Source organism: Pseudomonas sp. Q11, assembly GCF_024494355.1.
In the GTDB taxonomy this organism is placed as follows: domain Bacteria; phylum Pseudomonadota; class Gammaproteobacteria; order Pseudomonadales; family Pseudomonadaceae; genus Aquipseudomonas; species Aquipseudomonas hefeiensis.
On sequence record NZ_JAKNQY010000029.1, the window covers coordinates 1 to 26,134 of the forward strand.

At 61.1% G+C, this 26,134-nt stretch carries 20 protein-coding genes; 13 read left to right on the forward strand and 7 right to left on the reverse strand.

All coding sequences use genetic code 11. The features are described from left to right. Window positions 1-148 precede the first annotated feature (148 nt). From recC to MA884_RS23630, 6 genes are all read left to right on the forward strand, one after another. Window positions 149-3,601, forward strand: a complete 3,453-nt coding sequence (gene recC, locus MA884_RS23605) for an exodeoxyribonuclease V subunit gamma (RefSeq protein WP_256232774.1) — start codon at window positions 149-151, stop codon at window positions 3,599-3,601. Further along, window positions 3,598-7,287: an exodeoxyribonuclease V subunit beta gene (recB, locus tag MA884_RS23610; RefSeq protein ID WP_256232775.1), complete on the forward strand. Its 3,690-nt coding sequence runs from the start codon at window positions 3,598-3,600 to the stop codon at window positions 7,285-7,287. The genes recC and recB overlap by 4 nt, the downstream gene beginning before the upstream one ends. Further along, window positions 7,284-9,380, forward strand: coding sequence for an exodeoxyribonuclease V subunit alpha (gene recD, locus MA884_RS23615; RefSeq protein ID WP_256232776.1), 2,097 nt, complete (start codon window positions 7,284-7,286; stop codon window positions 9,378-9,380). Before recB ends, recD begins: the two co-directional genes overlap by 4 nt. Window positions 9,381-9,520: 140 nt before the next feature. Then, the gene (locus MA884_RS23620; RefSeq protein WP_256232777.1) at window positions 9,521-10,096 is read left to right on the forward strand and encodes a YfiR family protein; all 576 of its coding nucleotides are present in this window, start codon (window positions 9,521-9,523) and stop codon (window positions 10,094-10,096) included. Then, window positions 10,093-11,361: a diguanylate cyclase domain-containing protein gene (locus tag MA884_RS23625; protein WP_256232778.1), complete on the forward strand. Its 1,269-nt coding sequence runs from the start codon at window positions 10,093-10,095 to the stop codon at window positions 11,359-11,361. Before MA884_RS23620 ends, MA884_RS23625 begins: the two co-directional genes overlap by 4 nt. A 3-nt stretch (window positions 11,362-11,364) precedes the next feature. Beyond that, window positions 11,365-11,868 (forward strand): OmpA family protein, encoded by a 504-nt coding sequence (locus MA884_RS23630; protein WP_256232779.1) that lies wholly within the window; start codon window positions 11,365-11,367, stop codon window positions 11,866-11,868. Here the strand turns inward: MA884_RS23630 and MA884_RS23635 are convergent. Beyond that, window positions 11,865-12,812 (reverse strand): LysR family transcriptional regulator, encoded by a 948-nt coding sequence (locus MA884_RS23635; protein WP_256232836.1) that lies wholly within the window; start codon window positions 12,810-12,812, stop codon window positions 11,865-11,867. The genes MA884_RS23630 and MA884_RS23635 overlap by 4 nt on opposite strands. A gap of 143 nt (window positions 12,813-12,955) precedes the next feature. Here MA884_RS23635 and MA884_RS23640 point away from each other — a divergent pair, with 143 nt between their 5' ends. Both MA884_RS23640 and mmsB read left to right on the forward strand, forming a co-directional pair. Next, the gene (locus tag MA884_RS23640) at window positions 12,956-14,482 is read left to right on the forward strand and encodes a CoA-acylating methylmalonate-semialdehyde dehydrogenase (RefSeq protein ID WP_256232780.1); all 1,527 of its coding nucleotides are present in this window, start codon (window positions 12,956-12,958) and stop codon (window positions 14,480-14,482) included. Window positions 14,483-14,492: 10 nt separating this feature from the next. After that, window positions 14,493-15,380 (forward strand): 3-hydroxyisobutyrate dehydrogenase, encoded by an 888-nt coding sequence (mmsB, locus tag MA884_RS23645; RefSeq protein WP_139051222.1) that lies wholly within the window; start codon window positions 14,493-14,495, stop codon window positions 15,378-15,380. A gap of 213 nt (window positions 15,381-15,593) precedes the next feature. Here the strand turns inward: mmsB and MA884_RS23650 are convergent, their stop codons facing one another. Both MA884_RS23650 and MA884_RS23655 read right to left on the reverse strand, forming a co-directional pair. Further along, window positions 15,594-15,938 (reverse strand): cupin domain-containing protein, encoded by a 345-nt coding sequence (locus MA884_RS23650; protein ID WP_085701337.1) that lies wholly within the window; start codon window positions 15,936-15,938, stop codon window positions 15,594-15,596. Between the two features lie 95 nt (window positions 15,939-16,033). After that, on the reverse strand, window positions 16,034-16,918 hold the full coding sequence (locus MA884_RS23655) for a LysR substrate-binding domain-containing protein (protein WP_256232781.1): 885 nt from the start codon (window positions 16,916-16,918) through the stop codon (window positions 16,034-16,036). Window positions 16,919-17,152: 234 nt separating this feature from the next. Between MA884_RS23655 and MA884_RS23660 the strand changes: the two genes are divergently transcribed. Beyond that, a complete protein-coding gene (locus MA884_RS23660; RefSeq protein WP_256232782.1) occupies window positions 17,153-17,917 on the forward strand; it encodes a sulfite exporter TauE/SafE family protein in 765 nt (254 codons plus the stop codon). Here the strand turns inward: MA884_RS23660 and MA884_RS23665 are convergent. Next, complete coding sequence (locus tag MA884_RS23665; RefSeq protein ID WP_256232783.1) at window positions 17,907-18,221, reverse strand: putative quinol monooxygenase; 315 nt, start codon at window positions 18,219-18,221, stop codon at window positions 17,907-17,909. The genes MA884_RS23660 and MA884_RS23665 overlap by 11 nt on opposite strands. A gap of 195 nt (window positions 18,222-18,416) precedes the next feature. On the opposite strand from MA884_RS23665, the gene MA884_RS23670 reads away from it, so the two are divergent. Together MA884_RS23670 and MA884_RS23675 are read left to right on the forward strand one after the other, a co-directional pair. Next, complete coding sequence (locus MA884_RS23670) at window positions 18,417-19,007, forward strand: NAD(P)H-dependent oxidoreductase (RefSeq protein WP_256232784.1); 591 nt, start codon at window positions 18,417-18,419, stop codon at window positions 19,005-19,007. Between the two features lie 109 nt (window positions 19,008-19,116). Then, the gene (locus MA884_RS23675) at window positions 19,117-20,028 is read left to right on the forward strand and encodes a LysR family transcriptional regulator (RefSeq protein ID WP_256232785.1); all 912 of its coding nucleotides are present in this window, start codon (window positions 19,117-19,119) and stop codon (window positions 20,026-20,028) included. Window positions 20,029-20,121: 93 nt separating this feature from the next. Here the strand turns inward: MA884_RS23675 and MA884_RS23680 are convergent, their stop codons facing one another. Beyond that, window positions 20,122-20,601: an Lrp/AsnC family transcriptional regulator gene (locus MA884_RS23680; protein ID WP_047229533.1), complete on the reverse strand. Its 480-nt coding sequence runs from the start codon at window positions 20,599-20,601 to the stop codon at window positions 20,122-20,124. Window positions 20,602-21,016: 415 nt separating this feature from the next. Here MA884_RS23680 and MA884_RS23685 point away from each other — a divergent pair, with 415 nt between their 5' ends. Then, window positions 21,017-21,997, forward strand: a complete 981-nt coding sequence (locus MA884_RS23685; RefSeq protein WP_256232786.1) for a DUF6515 family protein — start codon at window positions 21,017-21,019, stop codon at window positions 21,995-21,997. 135 nt (window positions 21,998-22,132) lie between these two features. On the opposite strand, the gene MA884_RS23690 is transcribed toward MA884_RS23685, so the two are convergent. Together MA884_RS23690 and MA884_RS23695 are read right to left on the reverse strand one after the other, a co-directional pair. After that, complete coding sequence (locus MA884_RS23690; protein WP_256232787.1) at window positions 22,133-23,026, reverse strand: cation diffusion facilitator family transporter; 894 nt, start codon at window positions 23,024-23,026, stop codon at window positions 22,133-22,135. 28 nt (window positions 23,027-23,054) lie between these two features. Continuing rightward, a complete protein-coding gene (locus tag MA884_RS23695) occupies window positions 23,055-23,474 on the reverse strand; it encodes a polyribonucleotide nucleotidyltransferase (RefSeq protein WP_256232788.1) in 420 nt (139 codons plus the stop codon). Between the two features lie 95 nt (window positions 23,475-23,569). On the opposite strand from MA884_RS23695, the gene hrpB reads away from it, so the two are divergent. Then, the gene (gene hrpB / locus MA884_RS23700; RefSeq protein WP_256232789.1) at window positions 23,570-26,086 is read left to right on the forward strand and encodes an ATP-dependent helicase HrpB; all 2,517 of its coding nucleotides are present in this window, start codon (window positions 23,570-23,572) and stop codon (window positions 26,084-26,086) included. Window positions 26,087-26,134 lie beyond the last annotated feature (48 nt).

Here is a 26,134-nt window from a genome sequence, read left to right on the forward strand (position 1 = left end):
TCCGAAACCCCTATCTGCTGATGCAGGTAGGGGTTTTGTTTTGCCCGCAGGAAAGCTCTTACGACAAGCACGGACAGGTCCCGGCTGTCACAGCCCCCCGACAGTGCTAAGGTTCGGCCCTAGCTTTTGCATTTTCAAGGATGCCTTTATGCCGGACGCGACGTCCTTAAGCCCTGCTTTCATGGTGGTCCATGGCAATCGCCTGGATGAGTTGCGCAGCCTGGTGATCAGCTTGATGCGGCGCTATCCGCTGGGTCCTCTTGAAAATGAAATTGCGCTGGTTCAAAGCAACGGCATCGCCCAGTGGTTGAAGCTGGCATTGGCTGAGGATCCAGAAGACGACGATGCGGGTGGCTGCGGTATTGCAGCAGCCGTTGATGTGCAGTTGCCCGGCAGTTTCATGTGGCAACTCTATCGAACGGTTCTGGGACGAGACGAAATTCCGGCCAAGTCGCTGCTTGATAAAGCTCCACTTACATGGCGATTGATGCGCCTTCTGCCGCAGTTGATCGAGCAGCCCCATTTCGAGCCCCTGCGGCGTTTCCTTACCCACGACACCGACTTGCGCAAGCGTTATCAGTTATCCGAGCGCCTTGCCGATCTGTTTGACCAGTACCAGGTGTACCGGGCTGATTGGCTGGAGGACTGGGCGGAAGGTCGGCACCAGACAAGAAATGTCCGAGGCGAAATCAAGCCGCTCGCACCAGAAAACTGTTGGCAAGCCGAACTGTGGCGGGCCCTTTTGGTGGATGTCGGGGAGCAAGGCATGGCCCAAAGCCGTGCTGGGGTTCATCAACGGTATATCGAGCGCATCAACAGTTTGGAAGTGGCCCCCAGGAACCTGCCCGCGCGGGTGATAGTGTTCGGCATTTCTTCTCTGCCGGCCCAAGCCCTTGAAGCCCTTGCGGGTCTGTCACGGTTCAGCCAGGTTCTGCTGTGCGTCCATAACCCATGTCGCCATCATTGGGCGGATATCGTCGCCGACAAGGACCTGCTACGCCACCAATACAAACGCCAGGCCCGCAAGGCCGGAATGCCCGTCGTCCTTGATCCGCAAACCTTGCACCAGCATGCTCATCCATTATTGGCGGCGTGGGGCAAGCAGGGGCGCGACTATATCAACCTGCTCGATAGCTACGATGACCCCAACAGTTATCGCTCGGTATTTCGTGATGGACGGATCGACCTGTTCAGCGAAGGGAATCCCACGACTCTTCTCAGCCAGTTGCAGGATGACATTCTCGAGCTGCGTCCCCTGAACGAAACCCGGGAACACTGGCCTGCCGTCGATACGGAGCAAGACGGCTCTATCCGTTTCCACGTGGCTCACAGTGCTCAGCGTGAAGTCGAAATCCTTCATGATCAGTTGCTGGCCCACTTCAGTGCGGATCCGGCGCTGCGCCCCCGGGATATCATCGTCATGGTCCCGGACATTGACAGCTATGCACCGCATATCCGCGCTGTGTTCGGTCAGCTCGATAGAGGTGATCCCCGTTTCATTCCCTTCACCCTCACCGATCAGGGCCAGCGGGGACGTGACCCGTTATTGATCGCTGTCGAACATTTGCTCAAGCTGCCGGATAGCCGCTTTCCGGTCAGCGAAATCCTCGATTTGCTCGATGTTCCGGCGTTGCGGGAGCGGTTCGGTATCGATGAAGCTGACTTACCTACGCTGCACCGCTGGATCGAGGGCGCCGGTATTCGCTGGGGCATGAGCGCCGAACATCGTGCGGGGCTGGGATTACCCGCGGAACTTGAGCAGAACAGTTGGCGTTTCGGTCTGCGCCGCATGTTGCTGGGGTATGCCGTCGGCAGTTCGGACGCCTACGACGGCATCGAGCCTTATGATGAAATCGGTGGCCTGGATGCGGCGTTGATCGGTCCTCTGGTTGCGTTGCTGGATGCTTTGGAGGTTGCTCATCAGGAACTCACCCGGCCAGCATCACCGCAAGAATGGGGCTCGCGTCTGCATGATCTGATGCAACTGTTTTTCCAGGCGAGCAACGAACATGACGATTATCTGCTGGCCCAACTCGAAGACCTGCGTGAAACCTGGCTGGAAACCTGTGAGTCGGTTGCCCTGCATGATGAGTTGCCCCTGACTGTTGTTCGAGAGGCCTGGCTGGCAGGGTTGGATCAGGGCCGACTGTCCCAGCGCTTCCTGGCCGGAGCAGTCAACTTCTGTACCTTGATGCCGATGCGCGCGATTCCCTTCAAGCTGGTGTGTCTGCTGGGAATGAACGACGGCGACTACCCGCGAGCGCAGCAGCCCCTGGATTTCGATCTCATGGGCAGCGACTATCGCCCGGGCGATCGTTCCCGACGCGAGGATGATCGATATCTGTTATTGGAGGCGCTGCTTTCAGCCCGGCAAAAGCTCTACATCAGTTGGGTCGGTCGCAGCATCCGCGACAACAGCGACCGTCCTGCATCAGTATTGGTGGGCCAACTGCGGGATCATCTCGCCAGCGGGTGGCGGTTGGCAGACGACAGCAAGGACCTTCTTGAGGCGCTGACCCAGGAACATCCTTTGCAACCGTTCAGTGCTCGTTATTTTCATCAAGGCAGTGCGCTGTTCAGTTACGCCAACGAATGGCGAATGCTTCACGGTGCCCATGAACACGCCGCCCAAAGCCAGGTGCTGGATCCCTATGTTCAGGAAGAGCCCTTGGGCCTTGGGCAACTGCAGGACTTCCTGCGCAATCCCGTCCGGCACTTCTTCAGTCAACGACTCAAAATATTCTTCGAGGCCATCGAGGCCCCTTTGGCGGATGACGAACCCTTCGTTCTCGATGCGCTGCAACGCTATAGCCTGAGCGACAGCTTGCTGGAGGCGGCCTTGGTTCGCCTCGACCAGCCGGATCTGGCACTGGCCACTCATGCCAAAAGACTGCAGAACAGCGGTCTGTTACCGATGGCCGGCTTCGGTGAATGCATGCAACGTGAATTGATCGAGCCTTTGCCTGATTTGCTCCAGCGTTACCAGCAGCTTCTGGCGTTATGGCCCACACCGCTGACCAGTGCCTTGCCCGTCAGCTTGCAATTGCATGGCGTGAGCGTCGAGGGCTGGCTGAGTGGCCTGCACCAGCGTGCTGATGGAGCGGTTCTCACCATCAGCGCCATACCCAACGGTATTGGCTCCCCCAAGACCCGTAAATGGCATCGTCTGATTCGTCCTTGGATCAATCATCTTGTTGCATGTGCGAACGGGCTGTCGATGACGACGGCATTGGTGGCCAGTGATGACAGCTTGCTGCTCGCTCCTTTTGAAGAACCCGTGGCACGGCGGTTGCTCGGCGATCTATTGCAGGCCTGGCAGGCGGGTATGCGCCAGCCGCTTCCCGTCGCGGTGAAGACTGCCTTTGCCTGGCTCGGCCAGAGTGATCCTGCCAAAGCCGATGCGGCTGCCCGAAAAGCCTACGAAGGCGACGGGCAAAACTCTGAAGGTGAGCGGCGGGAAAGTCCGGCGTTGGCCCGGCAGTTTGCTGACTTCGATGCCTTGACGGCCGACGAGACATTTCCCGACTGGTGCGATGCGCTTTACCGGCCACTGCTCCAAGCGCCATGGCGTTCATTGGCCGGCGAGGAGGCACACTCATGAGTCATCAGCCTCCACTCGCCCTGTCTTTCCCGCTACGTGGCAGTCAATTGATCGAGGCCAGTGCCGGTACCGGCAAGACCTTTACCATTTCGGCGTTGTACCTGCGTCTGGTACTGGGGCATGGCGGCCCGGCTACCGGGTTTGGTCGCGAGCTACTTCCTCCGCAAATCCTGGTGGTGACCTTTACGGACGCTGCCACCAAGGAGTTGCGTGAACGTATCCGCACGCGTTTGGCCGAGGCGGCACGTTTCTTTCGTGATGAGATTGCTGCCCCGGACTCGCTGATCGCCGAGTTGCGGGATGAGTTCGATGCCGCCCAGTGGTCTGGCTGTGCGAACCGGTTGGACATTGCTGCGCAATGGATGGATGAAGCGGCTGTCTCGACCATCCATAGCTGGTGCCAGCGCATGCTGCGTGAACATGCTTTTGACAGCGGTAGCCTGTTTACCCAGACCCTGGAAACCGATCACAGCGACTTGCTCGGCGAAGTGCTGCGCGACTATTGGCGGCTGTTCTGCTACTCAATGCAAGGGGAAGCACTGAACTGGGTGCGGACACATTGGGGCGGGCCTGCTGCGCTGCTGTCGCGAGTCAGAGGCCTGTTTTCCAGCGAACGCGATGCTGCTGAGGGACTTGAACCGGCCGAACTGATCGCTGCATCGCTCCAGGAGCGCAGTGCCGCCTTGCTCGATCTCAAGGCACCGTGGCGGCAATGGGCCGTGGAGCTGCTGGATATCTGCCAGCAAGGCGTCGCCAACAAAAGCGTTGACGGGCGCAAGATGCAGGCTCGGTACTTCGAACCGTGGTTCCAGAAAATCAATGCCTGGGTGGAGGACGAAAGCCTTGAACTGTTGGACATTGGCAGCGGATTCACACGCCTGACTCCCGAGGGCATGGCCGAGGCCTGGAAAGGCGAAGTGCCCAGCCATCCCGGGCTGGACGCCATGTCCGGTCTCAAGGCCAGCCTGGAAGCCTTGCCCACCCCCGATGCCGCGGTGCTGCAACATGCCGCGCAATGGGTGGGAGCACGCTTTGAAGCGGAGAAACGGCGCCGCGCGGAGATGGGTTTCGACGATATGCTGCTGCGTCTGGACGCAGCCCTTCAAGCCGAAGGTGGAGAGCGCCTGGCAAGCTTGATCCGCGAACAGTTTCCGGTGGCGCTGATCGATGAGTTCCAGGACACCGACCCGATTCAATATCGGATCTTCGAAAGCATCTACCACATCGCAGAAAGCAACCCTGACACCGGGCTGTTCCTGATCGGTGATCCGAAGCAAGCCATCTACGCTTTTCGCGGCGCTGACATCTATACCTACCTGCGCGCCCGAGAAGCCACTGCCGGCAGGCTGCATACGCTGGGAACAAACTTCCGTTCCAGCCACGCCATGGTCAGTGCGGTGAACCATATTTTCCATAACGCCGAATCCCGCCCGAAAGGGCGCGGTGCTTTTCTGTTTCGTGAAACGTCGGGCAAAAACCCGGTGCCGTTCCTGCCCGTTGAGTCCCAAGGGCGCAAGGAGTCCTTGCAGATCGCCGGGCTACCCGTTGCCGCAATGAATATCTGGCACCTGTCTTCTGATCAGCCGCTTTCCGGGGCGGTGTATCGGCAGCACATGGCGGCGGCGTGTGCCAGTGAGATCACGGCCTTGCTCAACGGCGGTCAATCGGGGCGCGATGGCTTTACGGTCGATGAAAAGACGCTTCAAGGATTACGCCCGGCGGATATCGCCATCCTGGTGCGTGACGGTAAAGAAGCTCAGGCAGTGCGCGACGAATTGTTTGCGCGGGGAGTGCGCAGTGTCTATCTGTCTGATAAAGACTCGGTCTTCGCCTCCCAGGAGGCGCGGGACCTGCTGACCTGGCTCAGAGCCTGCGCCGAGCCGGATGTCGAGCGCCCGCTGCGGGCAGCGCTGGCCAGCATCACGTTGAATCTTGCGCTGACGGAGTTGGAGCATCTCAATCAGGATGAGCTGGCCTGGGAGCGTCGGGTCATGCAGTTCCGTGGCTATCGTACGGTCTGGCGTACCCAGGGCGTGTTGCCCATGTTGCGTCGCCTGCTACATGATTTCGAGCTGCCCCAGGCCTTGATGGCGCGCAGCGACGGCGAGCGTGTGCTGACCAATTTGCTGCATCTTTGCGAGCTGTTGCAACAGGCTGCCGGTGAGCTGGATGGCGAGCAAGCTTTGATTCGGCATCTGTCCGAGCACCTGGCGCTGTCCGGGCAGGCTGGCGAAGAACAGATCCTGCGCCTGGAAAGCGATGAGCAACTGGTCAAGGTGGTCACGATTCACAAGTCCAAGGGGCTTGAGTATCCGCTGGTCTTCTTGCCTTTCATCTGTTCGACGAAACCGGTGGATGGCAGTCGATTGCCTTTGCATTATCACGATGAGGCCTGCAAGGCGCAGATCAGCCTCAAGCCTACCGCCGAGTTGATAGCCAAGGCCGATGACGAGCGTCTGGCCGAGGATCTGCGGCTTCTCTACGTGGCCCTGACCCGCGCACAACATGCTTGCTGGCTGGGTGTGGCTGATCTCAAACGGGGCAATAACAACAGCTCGATCCTGCACTTGTCCGCACTGGGCTATCTGTTGGGCGGCGGTGCGCCGTTAGTCGAGTCGGTGGAGTTGAGACGCTGGCTGGAGGACCTGCAACAAGGCAGCGCAGTGGTCAGCTATCAGGAGATGCCCCAGGCCACCGACGAGCATTACCGGCCGCCACGCAACGAAGCGGTGCTGCTTGAACCTTTGATACCGGTACGTAAAGCCAGCGAAAACTGGTGGATCGCCTCCTACAGCGCCTTGCGGATCGGGGAACGCCTGAGTGCGGGCGGCAATGATGCGCCGGAGAACCCGCAGGCCCAGAAGCTGTTCGACGATGAGCGGCTTGACCCCGACGCCCCAAGGGAAATTGTGGCCGTGGGTGGCGATATTCACCGTTTCCCTCGCGGTCCCGGTCCTGGCACATTCCTTCATGGCCTTCTCGAGTGGGCTGCTGGCGAAGGATTTGAAGCCCCGCCAATCGCCATCGAGGATGCCATAGCCCGGCGCTGCAACCGTCGAGGTTGGAAGGGCTGGATCACCACTCTGGGCGACTGGCTGCAACACCTGATCAAGCTACCTATGCACATAGGTGGCGGCCAGGCGCCGGTGGTGCTTGAGAACCTGTCCCAGTTCCAGGTCGAGATGGAATTCTGGTTTGCCAGCCACAAGGTCGATGTGCTCAAGCTCGACCAACTGGTTTGCCAATTCACCCATGGCGGTGTCGCTCGCGTGGCCGCTGAGCCGGTGTTGCTCAACGGCATGTTCAAGGGGTTCATCGATTTGACGTTCGAGCACGACGGCCGGTATTACGTGGCCGATTACAAGTCCAACTGGCTGGGTGCCGATGACATGGCCTACACCGCGCAGGCCATGGAGCAGTCAATCCTGGACAATCGCTACGACCTGCAATACGTGTTGTACCTGTTGGCCCTGCACCGTCAGCTCAAGGCGCGTCTGCCCGACTATGACTACGATCGGCATGTCGGGGGGGCGTTGTATCTGTTCCTGCGCGGCACCCGCTCAGCCAGTCAGGGCGTTTATTTCACCAAGCCTCCACGGGCGTTGATCGAACAACTGGACCGTATGTTCCAGGGGACGCCCGAGCCCAAGGCTCAACCGGCCTGGGAACAGGGGGAGCTGTTATGAGTCGTTCTTTTGCCGATCTGTTACCCAAATCCTCAGATGACGAGAGTCTTGTGGATCTCGCCCCGCTGAGTCGTGCGGATGACTTGCTGCTGTTGCTCACGCGCTGGGTCGAACGAGGATGGTTGCGCGCCCTGGACAAGGCATTCGTCGCATTTCTCCATGAACTCGCGCCTGAGGATGATCCATTGGTGCTGCTTGCTGCGGCGCTTACCAGCCATCAGTTGGGTCACGGGCATGTCTGCCTGGACCTGTTCGAAACGCTCAAAGAGCCGGATTTCGCCCTGTCGCTGCCGCCTGAAGGCGACTCCCAAACCGGCGTAGAGCTATTGCCCTCGCAAATACTACGGACACTTGATGGTGCTCACTGGTGCAAGGTCCTGGCTGCCAGCGCTTTGGTGGCCTTGGCTGTCGATGAGCATGAAGAAGCGCGGCAACGCCCTTTGGTGCTATCGGGCAAGCGACTTTATCTGCGTCGCTATTGGGCCTATGAGCGGCGGATCGATGAGGCATTGTGTCAACGCCTTGCCGAACATGAAGCGGCGCCTGGTGATCTTCGCGAGCGTTTGAACGGGTTGTTCGGGCCGGCTACAGCCGCTGGCCCGATCGATTGGCAGAAGCTGGCCTGTGCGCTGGCGACCCGGGGAGCCTTCAGCATCATCACTGGCGGCCCGGGTACCGGCAAGACCACCACCGTTGTGCGCTTGCTCGCCCTGCTTCAGGCGCCTGCTGTCGAGGCGGGCAAGCCGCTGCGGATCCGCCTGGCCGCGCCCACGGGCAAGGCGGCGGCGCGCCTGACCGAGTCCATCAGTCAGCAGGTCCGCACCCTCGATGTGGTTGAAGCCGTGCGCGAGCGCATTCCCTGCGATGTGACCACGGTCCATCGTTTGTTGGGCAGTCGGCCTGGTACCCGACATTTTCGCCACCATGGGGGCAATCGCTTGCCATTGGATGTGCTGGTGATCGATGAGGCGTCCATGATCGATCTGGAAATGATGGCCAATCTGCTGGATGCACTGCCGACTCATGCGCGACTGGTGTTGCTGGGTGATAAGGACCAACTGGCCTCTGTTGAGGCCGGTGCGGTGCTGGGGGATTTGTGTCGGGACGCCGAGGAGGGGTGGTACAGCCCCCGGACCCTGGCTTGGCTGGAGTCGGTCAGCGGCGAAAACCTGACGGCCAGTGAGCTGCAGCAAGACCTCGATGGCACTCATGCCCTGGCCCAGCAAGTGGTCATGCTCAGGCATTCGCGGCGCTTCGGTGAGGGCAGTGGGATTGGTCAACTGGCGCGCCGGGTCAACCAGCAACAGCCGGAAAAGGCCCGTCAACTGCTGGTCGAAGGCGAATTCACCGACCTGTTTTCCCTGGCGCTGAAGGGCGAACACGATGGGGCGCTGGAGCGCTTGCTACTCGATGGAAAGGCAGAAGGGCCGAAGGGTTACCGGCATTACCTGAGCCTGTTGCGTCAGCGCCGCCCGGCCATTTCCCGACCGCTTGAGGACGGCTGCTGGACCGACTGGGCTCGGGAGGTCCTGTCGGCTTTCGACGAGTTCCAGCTGCTTTGTGCCGTACGCAAAGGCCCGTGGGGTGTCGAAGGTCTGAATCGACGAATCACCACTGCGCTGCTCAAGGCTCAACTGATCGACAGCGATCACCAATGGTACGAAGGGCGCCCGGTCCTGATGACCCGCAACGACTACGGGTTGGGCTTGATGAATGGAGATATCGGTATCGCGCTCAAGCTACCCGAGCGTGATGGGCCGGATGCGGGCAAGCAGGTTCTGCGGGTGGCGTTTCCTCGTAACGATGGCCAGGGCGGCGTGCGTTTCGTCCTGCCCAGTCGCTTGAATGACGTGGAAACCGTCTTTGCCATGACGGTGCATAAATCCCAAGGTTCGGAGTTCGCCCATACGGCTTTGATTCTGCCGGACGCGCTGAACCCGGTGCTGACCAAGGAGTTGGTGTACACCGCCATTACTCGGGGCAAGCAGTGGTTCAGCTTGGTAGAACCCAGAGCGGGTGTCTTTGAGGAGGCGGTCCGGCGCAAGGTCAAGCGCCTGAGCGGATTGATGCTGGAGCTGGAAGGAACTGTCTGAGCGATCGTCTTCCACGACTCAATACGGTTGACGGCAATTTTGCCCCCTCCCTGTCAGACGCGTCGCGGGACGGTATCTCGCTGGCTTTTGGGCACTGTGCTATCTTTCCGGCACTTATCGCATCGACCAAGAGACTTTCCATGAGTGTGGCTGTTCGGGAGGCAGTGCACAGCAGCGGCTGGAGGCAATATTTGCTAGCCAGCCTTCTGTGCTTGCTGTCGCCTCTGGCGGTTGGCCAGGATCTGGCATCCACGACTCGGGCTCAACAGCGGGCCGAATCCGTCACCCAGGTCGTATTGGGAATTCTCAGCTACGCTCGTTGGCCCGTGGAGCCTGCGCAACTACAGCTGTGCATCGTCGGTCCGACCCAATACACCGACGATCTGGTCAAGGGCACCACCCAGGCCACCGGTCGGCCTGTGACTGTGCAACGGGTACTGGCCGATCACCCCAGCATCGCCACTGACTGTAACGCGGTCTACATCGGCAGGCTGACCGTTGACGAGCGCACCCGGTTGTTTGCGTCCTTGATTGGCAAGCCAGTATTGAGCATCAGCGAAGGGGGCGATCAGTGCACTGTCGGCAGCCTGTTCTGCCTGCGGGTCGGTGACGAACAGGTCTCGTTCGAGGTCAACCTGGATTCGGTGGCGCGCAGTGGCGTGCGCATCCACCCGAGTGTTCTGCAGCTTTCACGTCGCAGGCCAGCAGCGCCATGAATCTGCCCACGGCACGGATCCGTCCCACACTGGGCTCGGTCATTGGTCGCGGTCACCTGATTGTCGCGTTGGTGGCGATCACCATGGCCAGTGTCTCCCTGACGTTGCTCGGTGTACTTGCGTTGCGAGTCTATGCCGATCACAACCTGCACCTGATCGCCCGCTCGATCAGCTATACCGTTGAAGCGGCCGTGGTGTTCGATGATTCAACAGCGGCTACCGAAGCGTTGGCCATGATTGCCTCCACCGAAGAGGTCGCCGATGCCGAGGTGTTCAATGAGCACGGGCGATTGCTGGCCAGCTGGCAGCGGCCGGAAACAGGCTTGTTGTCGGAATTGGAAAGGCACATAGCCAAAACCTTCCTGGAAAAGCCTATCAGGCTGCCAATCATCCATCAGGGACAGGATATAGGTGCAGTCCTACTGTCGGGGCATGGTGGCAGTCTTTTGCGTTTTTTGCTCAGCGGCCTGGCGGGAATTGTCCTATGCACGGCGGTGAGCGCCTGGGTGGCGTTGTATCTGGCGCGGCGTCAGTTACGCGCGATCACCGGGCCGTTGCGCAGCCTTGCCGCAGTTGCCCATGCTGCGCGCAGCGAACGGGCTTTTGACCGGCGCGTACCGCCGGCCGCTATTGCCGAACTGGACAACCTGGGCAATGACTTCAACGCCCTGCTCGATGAACTGGAGTCCTGGCAGACTCACCTGCAAAGCGAGAACGAAACCCTGGCTCACCAGGCCAGTCATGACAGCCTGACCGGGTTGCCGAATCGGGCGTTTTTCGAAGGCCGACTGATCCGTGCACTGCGCAATGCCAACAAGCTCGACGAACAGGTAGCCGTGCTCTACTTGGACAGTGATCGGTTCAAGGGTATCAATGATAACTTCGGCCATGCTGCCGGTGATGCGGTGCTGACGGCGGTGGCGACACGGGTCCGGGCGCAATTGCGTGAAGGTGACCTGGTGGCGCGCCTGGGTGGGGATGAATTCGCCGTATTGCTCGCACCCTTGCACCGGGCCGAGGATGCCGAGCGAATCGCCGAAAAAATCATCGCCAGCATGGAAATGCCCATTCAATTGCCCGGTAATGCCTCGGTGCTGACCTCTCTCAGTATCGGCATCGCCGTTTACCCCGATCATGGCGCCACACCGGGCACCTTGCTCAATGCCGCCGATGCGGCGATGTATCAGGCCAAACGCCTCGCCAGAGGCGGCCAACACACGGCCGGGGCGGAGCCCCCGGTTGCTGATCTTCAAGCCAGGAGCTGACTCGTGCGCCTATATCCTCGACTTTCCCTGCAGCGCTTCGCCGCGCTTTTGTTCATCACCGTTCTGGCCCTGACCGGCTGCCAGACGACACCTCAAAAAGGTCTTACCCCGGCGCAAGTCGCCGTGCTCAAACAACAAGGGTTCGAATTAACCGATGAGGGATGGGCTTTCGGCCTGTCCGGCAAAGTACTGTTTGGCAGCGATGTGGAAACCCTCAACCCGGCCAGTACCGAGATTGTCGAGCGAATCGGCAAGGCTCTGCTGGGGGCCGGAATCGAGCGGGTGCGGATCGATGGCCATACCGACGCATCAGGCTCCCCAACCTATAACGAACAACTGTCGATACGTCGGGCCAACAGCGTGAGCAAGGTATTGATTGGGGTGGGCATGCGCGAAGAAAACGTTCAAACGCGCGGGCTGGGCAGCAGCAGGCCAGTCGCCTCCAACGACACGGTCGAGGGGCGCACCGAAAACCGTCGCGTCGCCATTGTGGTCATCGCCGACTAGTCGGCGAACACCATCTCGCGGCTCTCGCCCATCAGCAGTGGCTGGTTCTGTTCAGTCACTTCGCGGATGTAATCCCACAACAGGGTGATGCGCTTGAGCTTCCTCAAATCCTCGCGGCAGTACATCCAGAATTGTCGAGTGACGGTGACTTCCTCCGGTAGCACTGGCAGCAGGCGTGGATCCTGGGCCGCGAGGAAGCACGGCAGAATAGCCAGTGATCGTCCTTGCTGCGCTGCCACGAACTGCGCGATCACGCTGGTACTGCGCAGATGAGCATGGGCACCGGGCAGTACGTTCGCCAGATAGAGCAACTCGGAACTGAACGCCAGGTCATCCACATAGCTGATGAACGAATGCTTGCTCAGGTCCGCCGGGCGGTGGATGGGCGGATGGCTGTCCAGGTATTGCTGGGTGGCGTAGAGCTGCAGCCGATAGTCGCAAAGTTTGCAGCACACATACGGGCCATGTTCGGGGCGTTCGAGGGCGATGACGATGTCGGCTTCGCGCTTGGAGAGGCTGATGAAGTGCGGCAGCGGGAGGATGTCCACCGAAATGGCCGGGTAGGCATCGACGAAATGACTCAACTGCGGCGTGATGAAGAAGCTGCCGAAGCCCTCGGTACAGCCCATGCGTACGTGACCGGACAGCGCCATCCCTGAGCCTGACACCTGCTCGCAGGCCATGTGCAGGGTGCTTTCGATCGACTCGGCGTAACCCAGCAGACGCTGGCCTTCGGCGGTCAGGATAAAACCGTTGGTCCGGGACTTTTCGAATAGCAGCGTTCCCAACGAAGCTTCCAGCGAGCTGATGCGACGCGACACCGTTGTGTAGTCGACGGCCAGGCGCTTGGCTGCCGTGCTGGCCTTGCGTGTGCGGGCCACTTCGAGGAAAAACTTGAGGTCGTCCCAATTCAGCGACCCCAGGGAGGTGATGTTTTTTTGCATGATGGACCGGTTTTTATGTGCGTTCTTATTAGAAGTTTGCACATCTATACTCCAAAAACCGTCTCATCACCAAGGTGTCTGTCTATGCACCTTGATCTGTGCTGAACCAGCGCTCTCTATAAGAACAAATCCCGGAGGCCAGCATGAACGTTTCCCTTACGCCCAGCGACACCACGCTGCAAAACGTCAAACTGTTGATCGATGGCGAGTGGGTTCAATCCCAGTCCAGCGAATGGCACGACATCGTCAACCCGGCCACTCAGCAGGTACTGGCGAAGGTTCCGTTCGCGACCGCCTCTGAAGTGGATGCCGCCATCGCCGCTGCCCAGCGTGCCTTCCAGACCTGGAAGCTGACACCCATCGGCGCGCGGATGCGCATCATGCTCAAGCTGCAGGCGCTGATTCGCGAGCACTCCAAACGCATCGCCGCCGTGCTCAGCGCCGAACAGGGCAAAACCATCGCTGATGCCGAGGGCGACATTTTCCGTGGCCTGGAAGTGGTGGAACACGCCTGCTCCATCGGCACCCTGCAGATGGGCGAGTTTGCCGAGAACGTTGCCGGCGGCGTCGATACCTACACGCTGCGCCAACCGATTGGTGTGTGTGCGGGCATTACTCCGTTCAACTTTCCGGCAATGATTCCGTTGTGGATGTTTCCGATGGCGATCGCCTGCGGAAACACCTTCGTGCTCAAGCCGTCGGAGCAGGACCCGTTGTCGACCATGTTGCTGGTGGAACTGGCCATTGAGGCCGGCGTGCCGCCGGGCGTGCTCAATGTGGTGCATGGCGGCAAGGATGTGGTGGATGCGCTCTGCACTCACAAGGACATCAAGGCGGTTTCCTTCGTCGGTTCGACGGCGGTCGGCACCCACGTGTATGACCTGGCGGGCCGCCATGGCAAGCGCGTGCAGTCGATGATGGGCGCCAAGAACCATGCGGTGGTGTTGCCTGATGCCAATCGTGAACAGACCCTCAATGCCCTGGTCGGCGCCGGTTTCGGTGCGGCGGGCCAGCGTTGCATGGCCACTTCGGTGGTGGTCATGGTGGGCGCGGCCAAGCAATGGCTGCCGGAGCTCAAGGCGCTGGCGCAAAAGCTCAAGGTCAATGCCGGCAGCGAGTCAGGCACGGATGTCGGCCCGGTCATTTCCAAGCGGGCCAAGGCGCGGATTCTTGAGTTGATCGAGAGTGGTGTGCAGCAAGGGGCGAAGCTGGAACTTGATGGCCGTGGCATCAGCGTGCCGGGTTTCGAGCAAGGCAACTTCGTCGGCCCGACCCTGTTTTCCGGCGTGACGACCGACATGCGTATTTACACCGAAGAAATCTTCGGCCCGGTGCTGGTGGTGCTGGAGGTCGACACCCTTGATCAGGCAATCGCCCTCGTCAACGCCAACCCGTTCGGCAACGGCACCGGCCTGTTCACGCAAAGCGGTGCGGCGGCGCGTAAATTCCAGAGCGAAATCGACGTCGGCCAGGTAGGGATCAACATTCCGATTCCGGTTCCGGTGCCGTTTTTCAGCTTCACCGGCTCCCGTGGTTCGAAGCTCGGAGACCTGGGCCCCTACGGCAAACAAGTGGTGCAGTTCTACACTCAAACCAAGACCGTTACCGCGCGCTGGTTCGATGATGACAGCGTCAATGACGGTGTGAACACCACCATCAATCTGCGTTAAGGAGCCGGACATGAAGATTGCATTTATCGGTCTGGGCAACATGGGCGCCCCCATGGCGCGTAATCTGCTCAAGGCCGGCCATTCGCTGAACCTGTTCGACCTGAACCAGACGGTGCTGGCTGAATTGGCCACATTGGGCGGCACCATCAGCGCCTCACCTCGCGATGCGGCCCAGGGCGTGGCCCTGGTGATCACCATGTTGCCGGCCGCTGCCCATGTCCGTAGCGTCTGGCTGGGTGAAGATGGTGTACTGGCCGGCATCGCCGCCGGTACACCCGCGGTGGATTGCAGCACCATCGACCCGCAGACCGCCCGCGACGTTGCCGCCGCAGCCGCCAAGCAAGGTGTGGCCATGGCCGACGCGCCTGTCTCCGGCGGTACCGGCGGCGCAGCGGCCGGCACGTTGACCTTCATGGTCGGCGCCACCGCTGAATTGTTCGCCACCCTGCAACCGGTGCTGGCGCAGATGGGCCGTAACATCGTGCATTGCGGCGACGTCGGCACCGGGCAGATCGCCAAGATTTGCAACAACCTGCTGCTGGGGATTTCCATGGTGGGCGTCAGCGAAGCCATGGCCCTGGGCGATGCCTTGGGGATCGATACGCAGGTGCTGGCCGGGATCATCAACAGCTCAACAGGCCGTTGCTGGAGTTCGGACACCTACAACCCCTGGCCTGGCGTGATCGAAACGGCACCAGCGTCCCGTGGCTACACCGGGGGCTTTGGTGCCGAGCTGATGCTCAAGGACCTGGGCCTGGCTACCGAAGCGGCGCGGCAGGTTCATCAGCCCGTGGTGCTGGGTGCGGTGGCGCAGCAGTTGTACCAGGCGATGAGTCAGCGGGGCGAGGGCGGCAAGGACTTTTCAGCGATTGTGAACAGCTATCGCAAGCCGCAATAAGAGCTGGGGCATCGGCGGCTTTTTGTGGCGAGGGGATTATCTGTGGGAGCAAGGCTTGCCCGCGATGCAGGCACCTCGTTCTCTCAGAGACCGCATCGCCTGTAATCGCGGGCAAACCTTGCTCCCACAGATACCTCGCTGGCCACAGAACCTGTGCAATTTGGAAAGCTGTTTTCCGAAAGACCATGTCGGGTGGTCTCTCGGTTTTTTGTTTCAGGCAAAGACGAAATATTTACGCACGGTCTCGACCACTTCCCATGTGCCTTTCATGCCTGGCTCGACGACGAAGATGTCACCGGCCCGCAGGTGGATCGGCTCCATGCCATCCGGGGTGATGATGCAGTAACCTTCCTGGAAATGGCAGTACTCCCACTTCACATAGTCCACGCGCCACTTGCCCGGCGTACAGATCCAGGTGCCCATGATCTTGCTGCCGTCTTCGCTGGTGTAAGCGTTGAGGTTGACGGTGTGCGGATCGCCTTCAAGCTTTTCCCATTTGCAGGCATCGAGTACGGGCAGCGGATGGGTATCGCGCAGGACGGTGATGGGGGCGGTCATGTGAACTCCGAAAGAGGCAGAAGAGAGCAGGCACCCTAACGCGCGACATGATCGGGCAGATGCCTGTGCTCGACACCGGCCTATCCAGAAGCGCGTCAGCGGATGGTCAAGTGCGTGGCGAGGGCCTTGGCGTAGGCGGGCAAGTCGTCGAAGCTGCGGGCACACAGTCGCAGTGAGCGTTGAGCCCAGGCCTCTTGCAGCGAGACCCATCGCCAGGAAGGTTCGGGCGGGCGCCGCGCGATCGCGGCCTTTGGCACGATGGCAATGCCCGCGCCATGAGCGACCATGCGAATCACGCCATCAAAACCGTCGGCGCGAATGCGGATGTGCATGCGCCGTCCGGTGTGCAGCGCCTGCTCTTCGAGGTAGATCGCCAGAGCACTGGAAGCGTTCAGGCCTACATAATCATGGCTGAGGGTCTCATTGAAACTCAGCGGTCGGCCGTCAGCCAAAGGATGTTCCGAGGGCAGGATCAATACCAGCGGATCATCGCGAAAGGGGCGGGTCTCAAGGCCATTGGTGTCCACCGCGTCGGAGATGATTCCCAGGTCAGCCGCGCCCTGACGCAGCGCATGGGTGCTCCGTGAGCTGGGCAATTCCTGCAGATCGATGTCGAGGTTGGGATGGGCCTTGAGAAAATCGGCCAGCAACTCCGGCAGGTATTCGGTCATGGCGCTGGTGTTGCACAGCAACCGTACCCGACCTTTGACGCCCCGGGCGTATTCGCCCAGGTCCTGTTGCAGGTGTTCGGCGTGTTGCAGCAACACCCGGGCATGTTGCGCCAGCGCCTTGCCGGCCGACGTAGGTGTAACACCTCGGCGCCCACGTTCGAGCAACTCGATCCCCAGGGAGGCCTCCATGGCCCGGACCCGGGCACTGGCCGCCGCCAGGGACAGATGGCTGCGGGCAGCGCCGGCGGTGATGTTGCCGGTGTCGAGGATGTGCAGGTAGAGACGCAGGTCGGTGAGGTCGAAGTGCATGGGGGATGTGATCCTGTGCCGGGGGCTGTGGTGTCTGGAACATTGTCATCGCGAGCAGGCTCGCTCCCACAAGAACAGTGCATTGCTTCTGAAGGAGCCCGATCCAAGGTGGGAGCGAGCCTGCTCGCGATGGCGTCGACAGCATCAGCAAATTCTTCAGCCTCTTGCTGAGCGATAGGCTGTCTCAGTATATGGCAGATTTAAAACCCGGCAGCCAGGGTCCACGATAGACCCATGAACACACTCATCGCTTTCTATCAGAATCTCGGTCTTATGCTTTCTTTGCTGGTCATCGGCACCTTCCTGCTGGCCGGCACCATCAAGGGCATGATCGGCCTCGGCCTGCCGACCATTTCCATGGGCTTGCTCGGCCTGGCTATGGCTCCGGCGCAGGCTGCGGCGTTGCTCATCATCCCGGCCACACTGACCAACATCTGGCAACTGACCTTTGGCGGTCATCTGCAACCCCTGATCAGGCGCTTGTGGCCACTGTTGCTGGCGATTTGCATCGGCACCGGTCTGGGCACGTTGTGGTTCGATACGGTGGGTGGACCTTGGGCCGTTCGAGCGTTGGGTGGCGCGTTGTTGCTGTATGCGCTGAGCGGGCTGTTGCTGCCGACGTTGCGGGTTGCTGCCAGTGTTGAGCCGTGGCTCGCGCCGTTCTGCGGTCTGCTCACCGGCCTCATCACCTGCGCGACCGGTGTGTTCGTCATTCCGGCGGTGCCGTACCTGCAAGCGTTGGGCTTGAGCAAGGATGAACTGGTGCAGGCTTTGGGGGTGTCATTCACGGTTTCGACACTGGCCCTGGCGGCCGGCTTGCTGTGGCGCGGCGCCTTGGGCAGTGGCGAATTAAGCGCTTCGTTGCTGGCCCTGGCGCCGGCGCTGTTGGGAATGTGGCTGGGGCAATGGCTGCGTCAGCGCATCAGCGCGGTGCTGTTCAAGCGGGCGTTTTTCATGGGTCTTGGTGTGCTCGGCGGCCATTTGCTGATTAGCGGCTAGCCGAGGACGGGCTGAGCATGTCGACGCGGCGGATCTCGAAATCGCGCTCCAGGTACTCCATGCGCTGCTCAAAAAACTGCTTCATGTGCGGCAGGTTTGAATGCACGTCCAAGTGAGCCTGGGATTGCCAGATTTCATAGAAGATAAACAGTGACGGATCTTGCTGGTCGCGCAGCATGTGATATTCGATGCATCCGGGTTCGGCGCGGCTCGGTTCCACGTAGGCACGAAACAGGGTTTCGAAGGCTTCGGCTTTTTCCGGGCGGGTCTTGGCGTGCAGGATGAAACCGTGCAGTTCGCTCATCGGGCGGCTCCTGAATAAAAGTATGCGGATGTTACGGCAAGAATCGCCTGTCTATTCGTGCGTTTAGGTCAAATTAGTTTTGCTGTTGCGGTGCTTACTCCGCCACAAACTCATCGGTACTCTGCCGCCATCATTTTCAATCTTTCCATTGGGTGACCGTTCAACCGTGTCCCCTGGAATCCGATGAGGCTCTCCATGAAAAAAGTCCTGCTGCTCAACGGTGGTAAACAATTCGCTCACTCCGACGGTCGCTATAACGCAACCCTCCATGACACGGCGGTTAGCGTGTTGGACCGCGGCGGTTTCGATGTGAAAACCACTTTCATCGACGGTGGTTACGACATCAAGGAGGAAGTCGCCAAGTTCCTCTGGGCCGACGTGATCATTTACCAGATGCCAGGCTGGTGGATGGGCGCGCCGTGGACCGTAAAGAAATACGTCGATGAGGTCTTCACCGAGGGCCATGGCAGCCTCTACGCCAGCGACGGCCGCACCCGCTCCGATGCTTCGCAGAAATACGGCAGCGGTGGCTTGTTACAGGGCAAGCAATACATGTTGTCGCTGACCTGGAACGCCCCGCAGCAAGCCTTCGATGACCCGACCGACTTCTTTGAGGCCAAGGGTGTGGACGCTGTGTACTTCCCGTTCCACAAGGCCAACCAGTTCCTGGGCATGAGCGGATTGCCGACCTTCCTGTCTGTGGACGTAATGAAACGCCCGGATATCGAGGCCGATGTGGCGCGCTATGAGCAGCATTTGATTGAGGTGTTCGGCCTGAAGGCGTGACCTTTCTTTTGTCACGTATCCCGATACTATCCTGTGGCTCAGGTCCGCTTTGCGAGCCAGCGGGGATAAATCCCCTCGCCACGAGAGAGCGCAATCGACAGGGGGATACGTGAAAGCCAGATCCGACGAATTGCAGATTTTCGTCTGCGTGATCGAGTGCGGGTCGATTTCCGCCGCCGCCGAGCAGGTCGGGCAGACGCCGTCTGCGGTCAGTCGTACCTTGTCGCGCCTGGAAGCCAAGCTCGATACCACGTTGATCAACCGCACCACCCGGCGGATGGACCTGACCGAAGAGGGTAAGTATTTCTTCGAGCAGGCCAAGGGCATTCTCGACCAGATGGATGAGCTGGAGGAACGCCTGTCGTCCCGCCAGAAAAACCCGGCCGGGCGGTTGCGGATCAATGCGGCGTCCCCCTTCATGTTGCACGCTATCGTGCCGCACATCGAAGAGTTCCGCGGGCTTTACCCGGATATCCAGCTTGAACTCAACAGCAACGACCTGATCATCGATTTGCTCGAGCAAAGTACCGACATCGCGATCCGCATCGGCACGCTCACTGACTCGACACTTCATGCCCGATCCCTGGGATGCAGCCCACTGCATATCCTGGCCAGCCCCGTCTATCTGAAGCAGCACGGCACACCTGGCACTGTCGCCGAACTGGCCCGGCATGCACTGCTGGGGTTTGCGCAGAACGAGGGCCTCAATCAGTGGCCGCTGCGTCACGAGCACGGTGATCGCTGGGCGATCCAGCCGGCCATCAGCGCATCCAGCGGCGAGACCGTGCGCCACTTGGCGCTGCAAGGGCAGGGCATAGCGTGCCTGTCGGACTTCATGACCCGTGAAGACATCCGTGCCGGCCAGCTCAAGGTGCTGCTGGCCGATGCCAACAGCGGATATCGCCAACCGATCAACGCGGTGTATTACCGCAACTCCCAACTGGCCCTGAGGATCCAGTGCTTTCTGGACTTCATCCAGGGCAAGCTCGCCGAATACGCCTCGCGGGAATTCAAAGGCTGATTCGTGGCTTCAAGGCGAGTGTGGTTTGGGTTCGGGGGCTGGCCGATGCGCGCGTACGTCGGTGAGCGGCTGTGAAGCGGCGCTCGTTTGTCGTCAGCCACGCAGATGAGTCAGCGGCAGTTCGGTGCTGTTGAGCACCTGATTCAACACGAAACTGGACCGCACACTGGTGACCCCGTCAATCCGGGTCAGGTGGCCCAGCAGCAGTTTCTGATAATGGTCCATGTCCGGCACCACGACCTTGAGTTGGTAATCCGCATCCATGCCGGTCACCAGGCTGCATTCCAATACCTGGGGCAGATTGCGGATGGCGGCTTCGAAGTTCTCGAAACGTTCAGGGGTGTGGCGGTCCATGCCGATGAGCACGTAGGCCGTCAGGCTCAGGCCAAGCATTTTGCGGTCGAGCAGAGCGACCTGACGGGTAATGTAGCCATCGTCTTCCAGTTGCTTGACCCGCCGCGAGCAGGGGGATGGCGACAGGCCGATACGTTCGGCCAGCTCTTGATTGGAAATGCGCGCGTCGCGCTGCAATTCCGCCAGAATGCTCAGGTCGTAGCGGTCAAGTTTGCTCATTGGTCGGGCCTTTGTCCGGATAATTGCTGGATATTATCTATCGCCGGTAAAAAATTGCGCAAGTGATGTTTATTTACGCAATCTTCGCAATCATTCGTCGGTGCTCCAAGCCTATTCTAATCACCAAGATCACTGCTCGGACAAACAGTCCAGTGCGGCCCGCCCAATCAGGCCGGCTGCGGTCGCAGCACCCACCGGTGTCTGGCAGACCCCCGAGCTGCACACTGTCCAGAAGACGGCGTGAGGTGAGCCGACGTCAAAAGCGTCGCGCACGGACGAAGTTCTCAAGGGGAGGCCGACGGGTCTCCCTTTTTTATACCTGCGAAATAATGGCGACGACTGATAACCTGTCGCAGTACCGGCCTAGGCTTTTCCAGTCTCATTCATCAGGCCCTGAACCGTTGTGAGGAATTTCATGAAGTCGCGCATCTGGCGTTTGGCAGGTGTTGGTCTGTTATGGGCAAGTGTCAGTGCGCAGGGAGTGGCCGACGATCAGCAAAATCGTGGCGGCCCGGACGGGCGAGGTGGTAACGGCCAGGGTTATTCAGGCCAACCTCGGCCACAGAGCAATGAGATCATTCGCGGCGACAACAGCCGCCAGTTTGAGGTCCAACCTCACGCTCAAGGCGGCCAGCCCTACAACCGCCCGCCTCAGGATCCCAATGGCCGTCCGCCGCCGCAGCCTGGTAACAGCCTGCCGATCCACGGCCGTCCCGACAGCGTGACCCAGACCCAGGAACCGAAGCCGGGCTACTACCGCGATATCCCGCGCCGCGGCGATGGGTATCCGAACGGTGGGCCACGCCCGGGCCATGACCCTCGCCCGGACCAGCACTGGCCCGGCCGGCCGGACGGTCATGGCAACGGTTGGGGGCCGGGACCACAATACCGTCCCGGGTATGTAATCGACCGTTTCCCGGATCGCAACTACCGCGTGCCTTACCGTGGCCATGACTATTTTTATTCGGGTGGCTACTGGTATCGCCCCCAAGGGCCGCGTTACGTCGTCGTGCAGCCACCACGGGGCATCCGCATCCGTTACCTACCCGATTACGCTCGGGAAGTCTGGATCGGCAGCTCGCTGTTTTTCCTCGCCGCTGGCGCCTATTACATTTACGAAGCCAACACCCAGGATTACGTTGTCGTCGACGCGCCAGTGAACAACCCACAGCCCCAGCCCCAAGGCAACAGCTACGATGTGGTGGCTTATCCGGCCAACGGCCAGTCTCCCGAGCAGGTCAATCAGGATGGCTACGAATGCTATCGCTGGGCGGTGCAGCAGAGCGGTTTCGATCCGCGCAACTACACCTACCCACCCGCGCCGCAAGTGGTGCAGACCTATCGCCAGGCCCAGGGGAGTTGCTTGAGCAGTCGTGGGTATCAGGTGACGTACTGAGCACTCAGCATAAAAAAATACTCCCCTGTGGCGAGGGAGCTTGCTCCCGCTCGGTTGCGCAGCGACCGCAAAACCTGGGCCCGCTGCGCAGGCCAGCGGGAGCAAGCTCCCTCGCCACGGGTTCTGTGTTCGGCGTCAAGCGCCGGCGCCTTTCACCACTTCCGACGGATCCGCGTGCACCAACACTTCCGCTTTCGGAAAGGCGCGGTGTATGGCATCGGCGGCCTGGTCGCTGATGCCGTGGGCCACTGACAGGGTCAGTTCTCCCGGCAGCTCCAGATGCAGTTGCACGAACCAATGGTTTCCTGAGATACGCGTGCGCAGGTCGTGGGCACCCAGTACGCCGGGCACCGCGCAGGCCAGTTCCAGCATGCGCTGGCTGACATCAGGCGGCAGTTCCTCATCCATCAATACCGCGAAGCTTTCCCTGGCGATCTGGATGGCGCTCCACAGGATGTAGGCGGCGATGCCCAGGCCGAACCAGGCGTCGAGTTGATACCAGCCGAACCCGGCCAGCACCAGGGCGACCAGGATGCTGCCGTTGAGCAACAGATCCGAGCGATAGTGCAGCGAGTCAGCGCGCACGGCGTTGGAACCGGTGGCGCGGACGACCCGATGTTGCAGCGCCAACAGGGCCAGGGTCAGCCCCAGGGAGAATACGATCACTCCGACACTGAGCCAGGCCGCCTCCACCGGGACCGGATTTTTCAGGCGCTCGAACGCCTGCAATGCAATCAACACGGCACTACCGCCGATGAACAATGCCTGGGCCATGCCGGCCAGGGATTCGGCTTTGCCGTGGCCGTAACGATGGTCCTCGTCGGCGGGGCGCAATGCGTAATGCACCGCCAGCAGGTTGAGCAGTGATGTGACGCCGTCCAGCGCCGAGTCGGTCAGGCCGGCGAGCATGCTCACCGAGCCGCTCAGCCACCAGGCCAGAGCCTTGGCAACGATCAGAATGAGCGCGACGGCCACCGAAGCTCGGGTGGCCAGGCGCAGCAGGCGAGCATGTTCGGTGCTGGTGGTCATGACGCGGTCGTTCCTTCAATAGCGCCCATCACGCGGCCGGTTTGAGCCCGAGGGCGGCCAATTGCTGCGCGCTGCCCTTGCCCTGGATCAAACGAGGGTCGTCCAGTGGGAAACTGCGGCCCAGTTCGCTCTCCAAAATCGCTTGCAGCTTTTGGTTGTTGACGCTGCCGTCGGCGTTGATGGCTGGCTTGAGTTTTTCTGGCTCGATCTGGACGCTTCTGCCGGGTTCGAAATAAATCGCCCCGGTGGCGAAGTCCACGGCGAACGCGATCAGGCCGGGGATGATGTAGAACAGCAGGCCGACGGCGTCCAGCGCGGCAATCGCCGGGTCGATCTTGCCGTCGATCTGGCCGCGACGGTCGGGGTAGAAAATCGAGCCGCAGGCGCTGATCTGGGTCAGCAGGGCGGCGACCAGAACGCCGCCGATCACGCGAAAGGGAATACGCATAGCAATCTCCTGAGCAGGTAAAGGCGTTGCTGGTTGGAGTCCAGACCACGCTAAACAGTTCGCCGTTATACTCGGCCCTCTGTTTTGGAGCCAGCATGATTTCTTTGCCGATTGATGAAGTTTTACCCGCGCTGCGTCAAGCCTTGGCGTCGCGTCACGAAGCCGTGCTCGAAGCGCCGCCCGGCGCCGGTAAAACCACCCGCGTTCCCTTGGCCCTGTTGAATGAGCCCTGGCTGGCCGGGCAGACCATTCTGATGCTTGAGCCCCGGCGCCTGGCGGCACGGGCGGCGGCCGAGCGGCTGGCCAGCGAGCTGGGGGAAAAGGTCGGTGAAACCGTCGGCTACCGGATTCGCCTGGACAGCAAGGTCGGCCCCAAGACCCGCATTGAAGTGGTCACCGAAGGCATCCTCACCCGCCGCTTGCAGGACGACCCGGCGCTGGAGGGGGTGGGGCTGCTGATTTTCGATGAGTTCCACGAACGCAGTCTTGATGCCGACCTGGCCCTGGCCTTGAGCCTCAACGGCCGGGAGCTGTTTCGCGACGACCAGCCGCTGAAAATCCTGCTGATGTCCGCGACGCTGGAAGGCGAGCGTCTGGCCGGATTGTTGGACGACGCGCCGATCCTGCGCAGTGAAGGTCGCATGTTCCCGGTGGCCGTGCGCTGGGGCCGGCCGTTCCAGCCCGGCGAGTTCATCGAGCCGCGCCTGGTGCAGACCGTGCTCGAAGCACTGCACGATGAAACCGGCAGCGTGCTGGTGTTCTTGCCCGGGCAAGCGGAGATCCGCCGGGTTCATCAGCAACTGGCCGATGCCTTGGGTGAGGCCGGCAATGTGCTGCTCTGTCCGTTGCATGGCGAGCTGGACCTCGCCGCCCAACGCGCGGCCATCGACCCGGCTCCGCCCGACCAGCGCAAAGTGGTGCTGGCCACCAACATCGCCGAAACCAGCCTGACCATCAACGGTGTGCGGGTGGTGATCGATGCCGGGCTGGCCCGGGTGCCGCGTTTTGATCCGGGCAGCGGCATGACCCGCCTCGACACCCAGCGCATCTCCCGGGCCAGCGCCACTCAGCGGGCCGGTCGCGCCGGGCGCCTGGAGCCGGGGGTGTGTTACCGGTTGTGGTCCGAAGACCAGCACGAACAACTGGCCGCTTATGGCAGCGCGGAGATTCTTTCGGCGGACCTGGCCGGGCTGGCCCTGCAATTGGGACGTTGGGGCGTGACCCCGCAGCAATTGGTCTGGCTCGACATTCCGCCCGCCGCCGCTTATGCCCAGGCGCAGGATCTGCTGCAACGCCTGGGCGCGCTGGACGGCGAGCAACTGACCCGTCATGGCCAAGCCATGGCCGAACTGCCGGCTCACCCGCGCATCGCTCATTTGTTGCTGCGTGGGCAGTCGCTGGGGTTGGCGGACATGGCGTGCAACGTCGCGGCCCTGTTGGGTGAGCGAGACATTCTGCGCGGTGCCGGGGCGGACCTGCACACGCGCCTGGCGTTGCTGTCTGGTGAAGAGCGGGCGGCCCGTGGCGCCCAGGCCGGGGTTCAGCGGGCGCGGCAACTGGCCCGGCAATATCGCGGTTACCTGCGGGGCAAGGCCGAAGACGCCGTCGCCGACCCCGAACATCCGCGCTGGCTGGGCGCGCTGTTGGCGTTGGCCTACCCGGATCGTGTTGCCCAACAGCGGCGGCCCGGCGGGGCGGAGTATCGCCTGGCCAATGGCCGTGCAGCGTTGTTTGCCGAAGCGGACAGCCTGATGAAACAGGCGTGGCTGGTGATCGCCGACCTGGGCAGCCGTCAGGGGCAGCGGGAAGAGCGGATCTACCTGGCGACGGACTTCGATCCGGCGCTGTTTGATTCGGTGCTGGCCGAGCAGGTGCGCACGGTGGATCAACTGGATTGGGATGAGCGTGAAGGCGTGCTGCGGGCCGAGCGCCAGCGCAAGGTCGGCGAACTGGTGCTCAGCCGTGAACCACTGACTGGCCTGGATGAGTCGGCCCGCAGCCAGGCGCTGGTGAACCTGGTACGGCGCAAGGGCCTCGAGTTGCTGCCCTGGACGCCGGAACTGCGGCAATGGCAAGCACGAGTGGCCCTGCTGCGCCGGCTCGACCTGGAAGCCAAGGGCGAGAGCGATTGGCCAGATGTCAGCGATGGGGCGCTACTGAACACGCTTGAGCAGTGGTTGATGCCGTACCTGGGACGCGTGTCGCGCCTCAGTCATTTCGCCAGCCTGGACCTGTCGAGTATCGTCCACAACCTGCTGCCCTGGCCCTTGCCGCAACGGCTGGATGAATGGGCGCCCCATCATCTGAGCGTGCCCTCGGGCTCGTCGATTCGCCTGGACTACAGCGAGCATCCGCCGATTCTGGCGGTACGCTTGCAGGAACTGTTCGGCCTGGCCGACACCCCACGCATTGCCGGCGGCCGACAGGTCGTCAAACTGCACCTGTTGTCACCAGCGCGGCGGCCGGTGCAGGTGACCCAGGATCTGGCGAATTTCTGGCGCAGCACCTATGCCGAAGTAAAGAAAGACCTCAAGGGACGTTATCCCAAGCATTACTGGCCGGACGATCCGCTGGTGGCCGAAGCCACGGCACGGATCAAACCCCGTAAGTGAAAATCCGCCGGTTTGGCCCGCCAGCACGGGGGCGCAAATGGTAGATTC

Coding starts and splice junctions, on each gene's coding strand:
- recC (WP_256232774.1), top strand. CDS start 149: ATGCCGGACGCGACGTCCTTAAGCCCTGCTTTCATGGTGGTCCATGGC.
- recB (WP_256232775.1), top strand. CDS start 3,598: ATGAGTCATCAGCCTCCACTCGCCCTGTCTTTCCCGCTACGTGGCAGT.
- recD (WP_256232776.1), top strand. CDS start 7,284: ATGAGTCGTTCTTTTGCCGATCTGTTACCCAAATCCTCAGATGACGAG.
- MA884_RS23620 (WP_256232777.1), top strand. CDS start 9,521: ATGAGTGTGGCTGTTCGGGAGGCAGTGCACAGCAGCGGCTGGAGGCAA.
- MA884_RS23625 (WP_256232778.1), top strand. CDS start 10,093: ATGAATCTGCCCACGGCACGGATCCGTCCCACACTGGGCTCGGTCATT.
- MA884_RS23635 (WP_256232836.1), bottom strand. CDS start 12,812: ATGCAAAAAAACATCACCTCCCTGGGGTCGCTGAATTGGGACGACCTC.
- MA884_RS23640 (WP_256232780.1), top strand. CDS start 12,956: ATGAACGTTTCCCTTACGCCCAGCGACACCACGCTGCAAAACGTCAAA.
- mmsB (WP_139051222.1), top strand. CDS start 14,493: ATGAAGATTGCATTTATCGGTCTGGGCAACATGGGCGCCCCCATGGCG.
- MA884_RS23650 (WP_085701337.1), bottom strand. CDS start 15,938: ATGACCGCCCCCATCACCGTCCTGCGCGATACCCATCCGCTGCCCGTA.
- MA884_RS23655 (WP_256232781.1), bottom strand. CDS start 16,918: ATGCACTTCGACCTCACCGACCTGCGTCTCTACCTGCACATCCTCGAC.
- MA884_RS23660 (WP_256232782.1), top strand. CDS start 17,153: ATGAACACACTCATCGCTTTCTATCAGAATCTCGGTCTTATGCTTTCT.
- MA884_RS23665 (WP_256232783.1), bottom strand. CDS start 18,221: ATGAGCGAACTGCACGGTTTCATCCTGCACGCCAAGACCCGCCCGGAA.
- MA884_RS23670 (WP_256232784.1), top strand. CDS start 18,417: ATGAAAAAAGTCCTGCTGCTCAACGGTGGTAAACAATTCGCTCACTCC.
- MA884_RS23680 (WP_047229533.1), bottom strand. CDS start 20,601: ATGAGCAAACTTGACCGCTACGACCTGAGCATTCTGGCGGAATTGCAG.
- MA884_RS23685 (WP_256232786.1), top strand. CDS start 21,017: ATGAAGTCGCGCATCTGGCGTTTGGCAGGTGTTGGTCTGTTATGGGCA.
- MA884_RS23690 (WP_256232787.1), bottom strand. CDS start 23,026: ATGACCACCAGCACCGAACATGCTCGCCTGCTGCGCCTGGCCACCCGA.
- MA884_RS23695 (WP_256232788.1), bottom strand. CDS start 23,474: ATGCGTATTCCCTTTCGCGTGATCGGCGGCGTTCTGGTCGCCGCCCTG.
- hrpB (WP_256232789.1), top strand. CDS start 23,570: ATGATTTCTTTGCCGATTGATGAAGTTTTACCCGCGCTGCGTCAAGCC.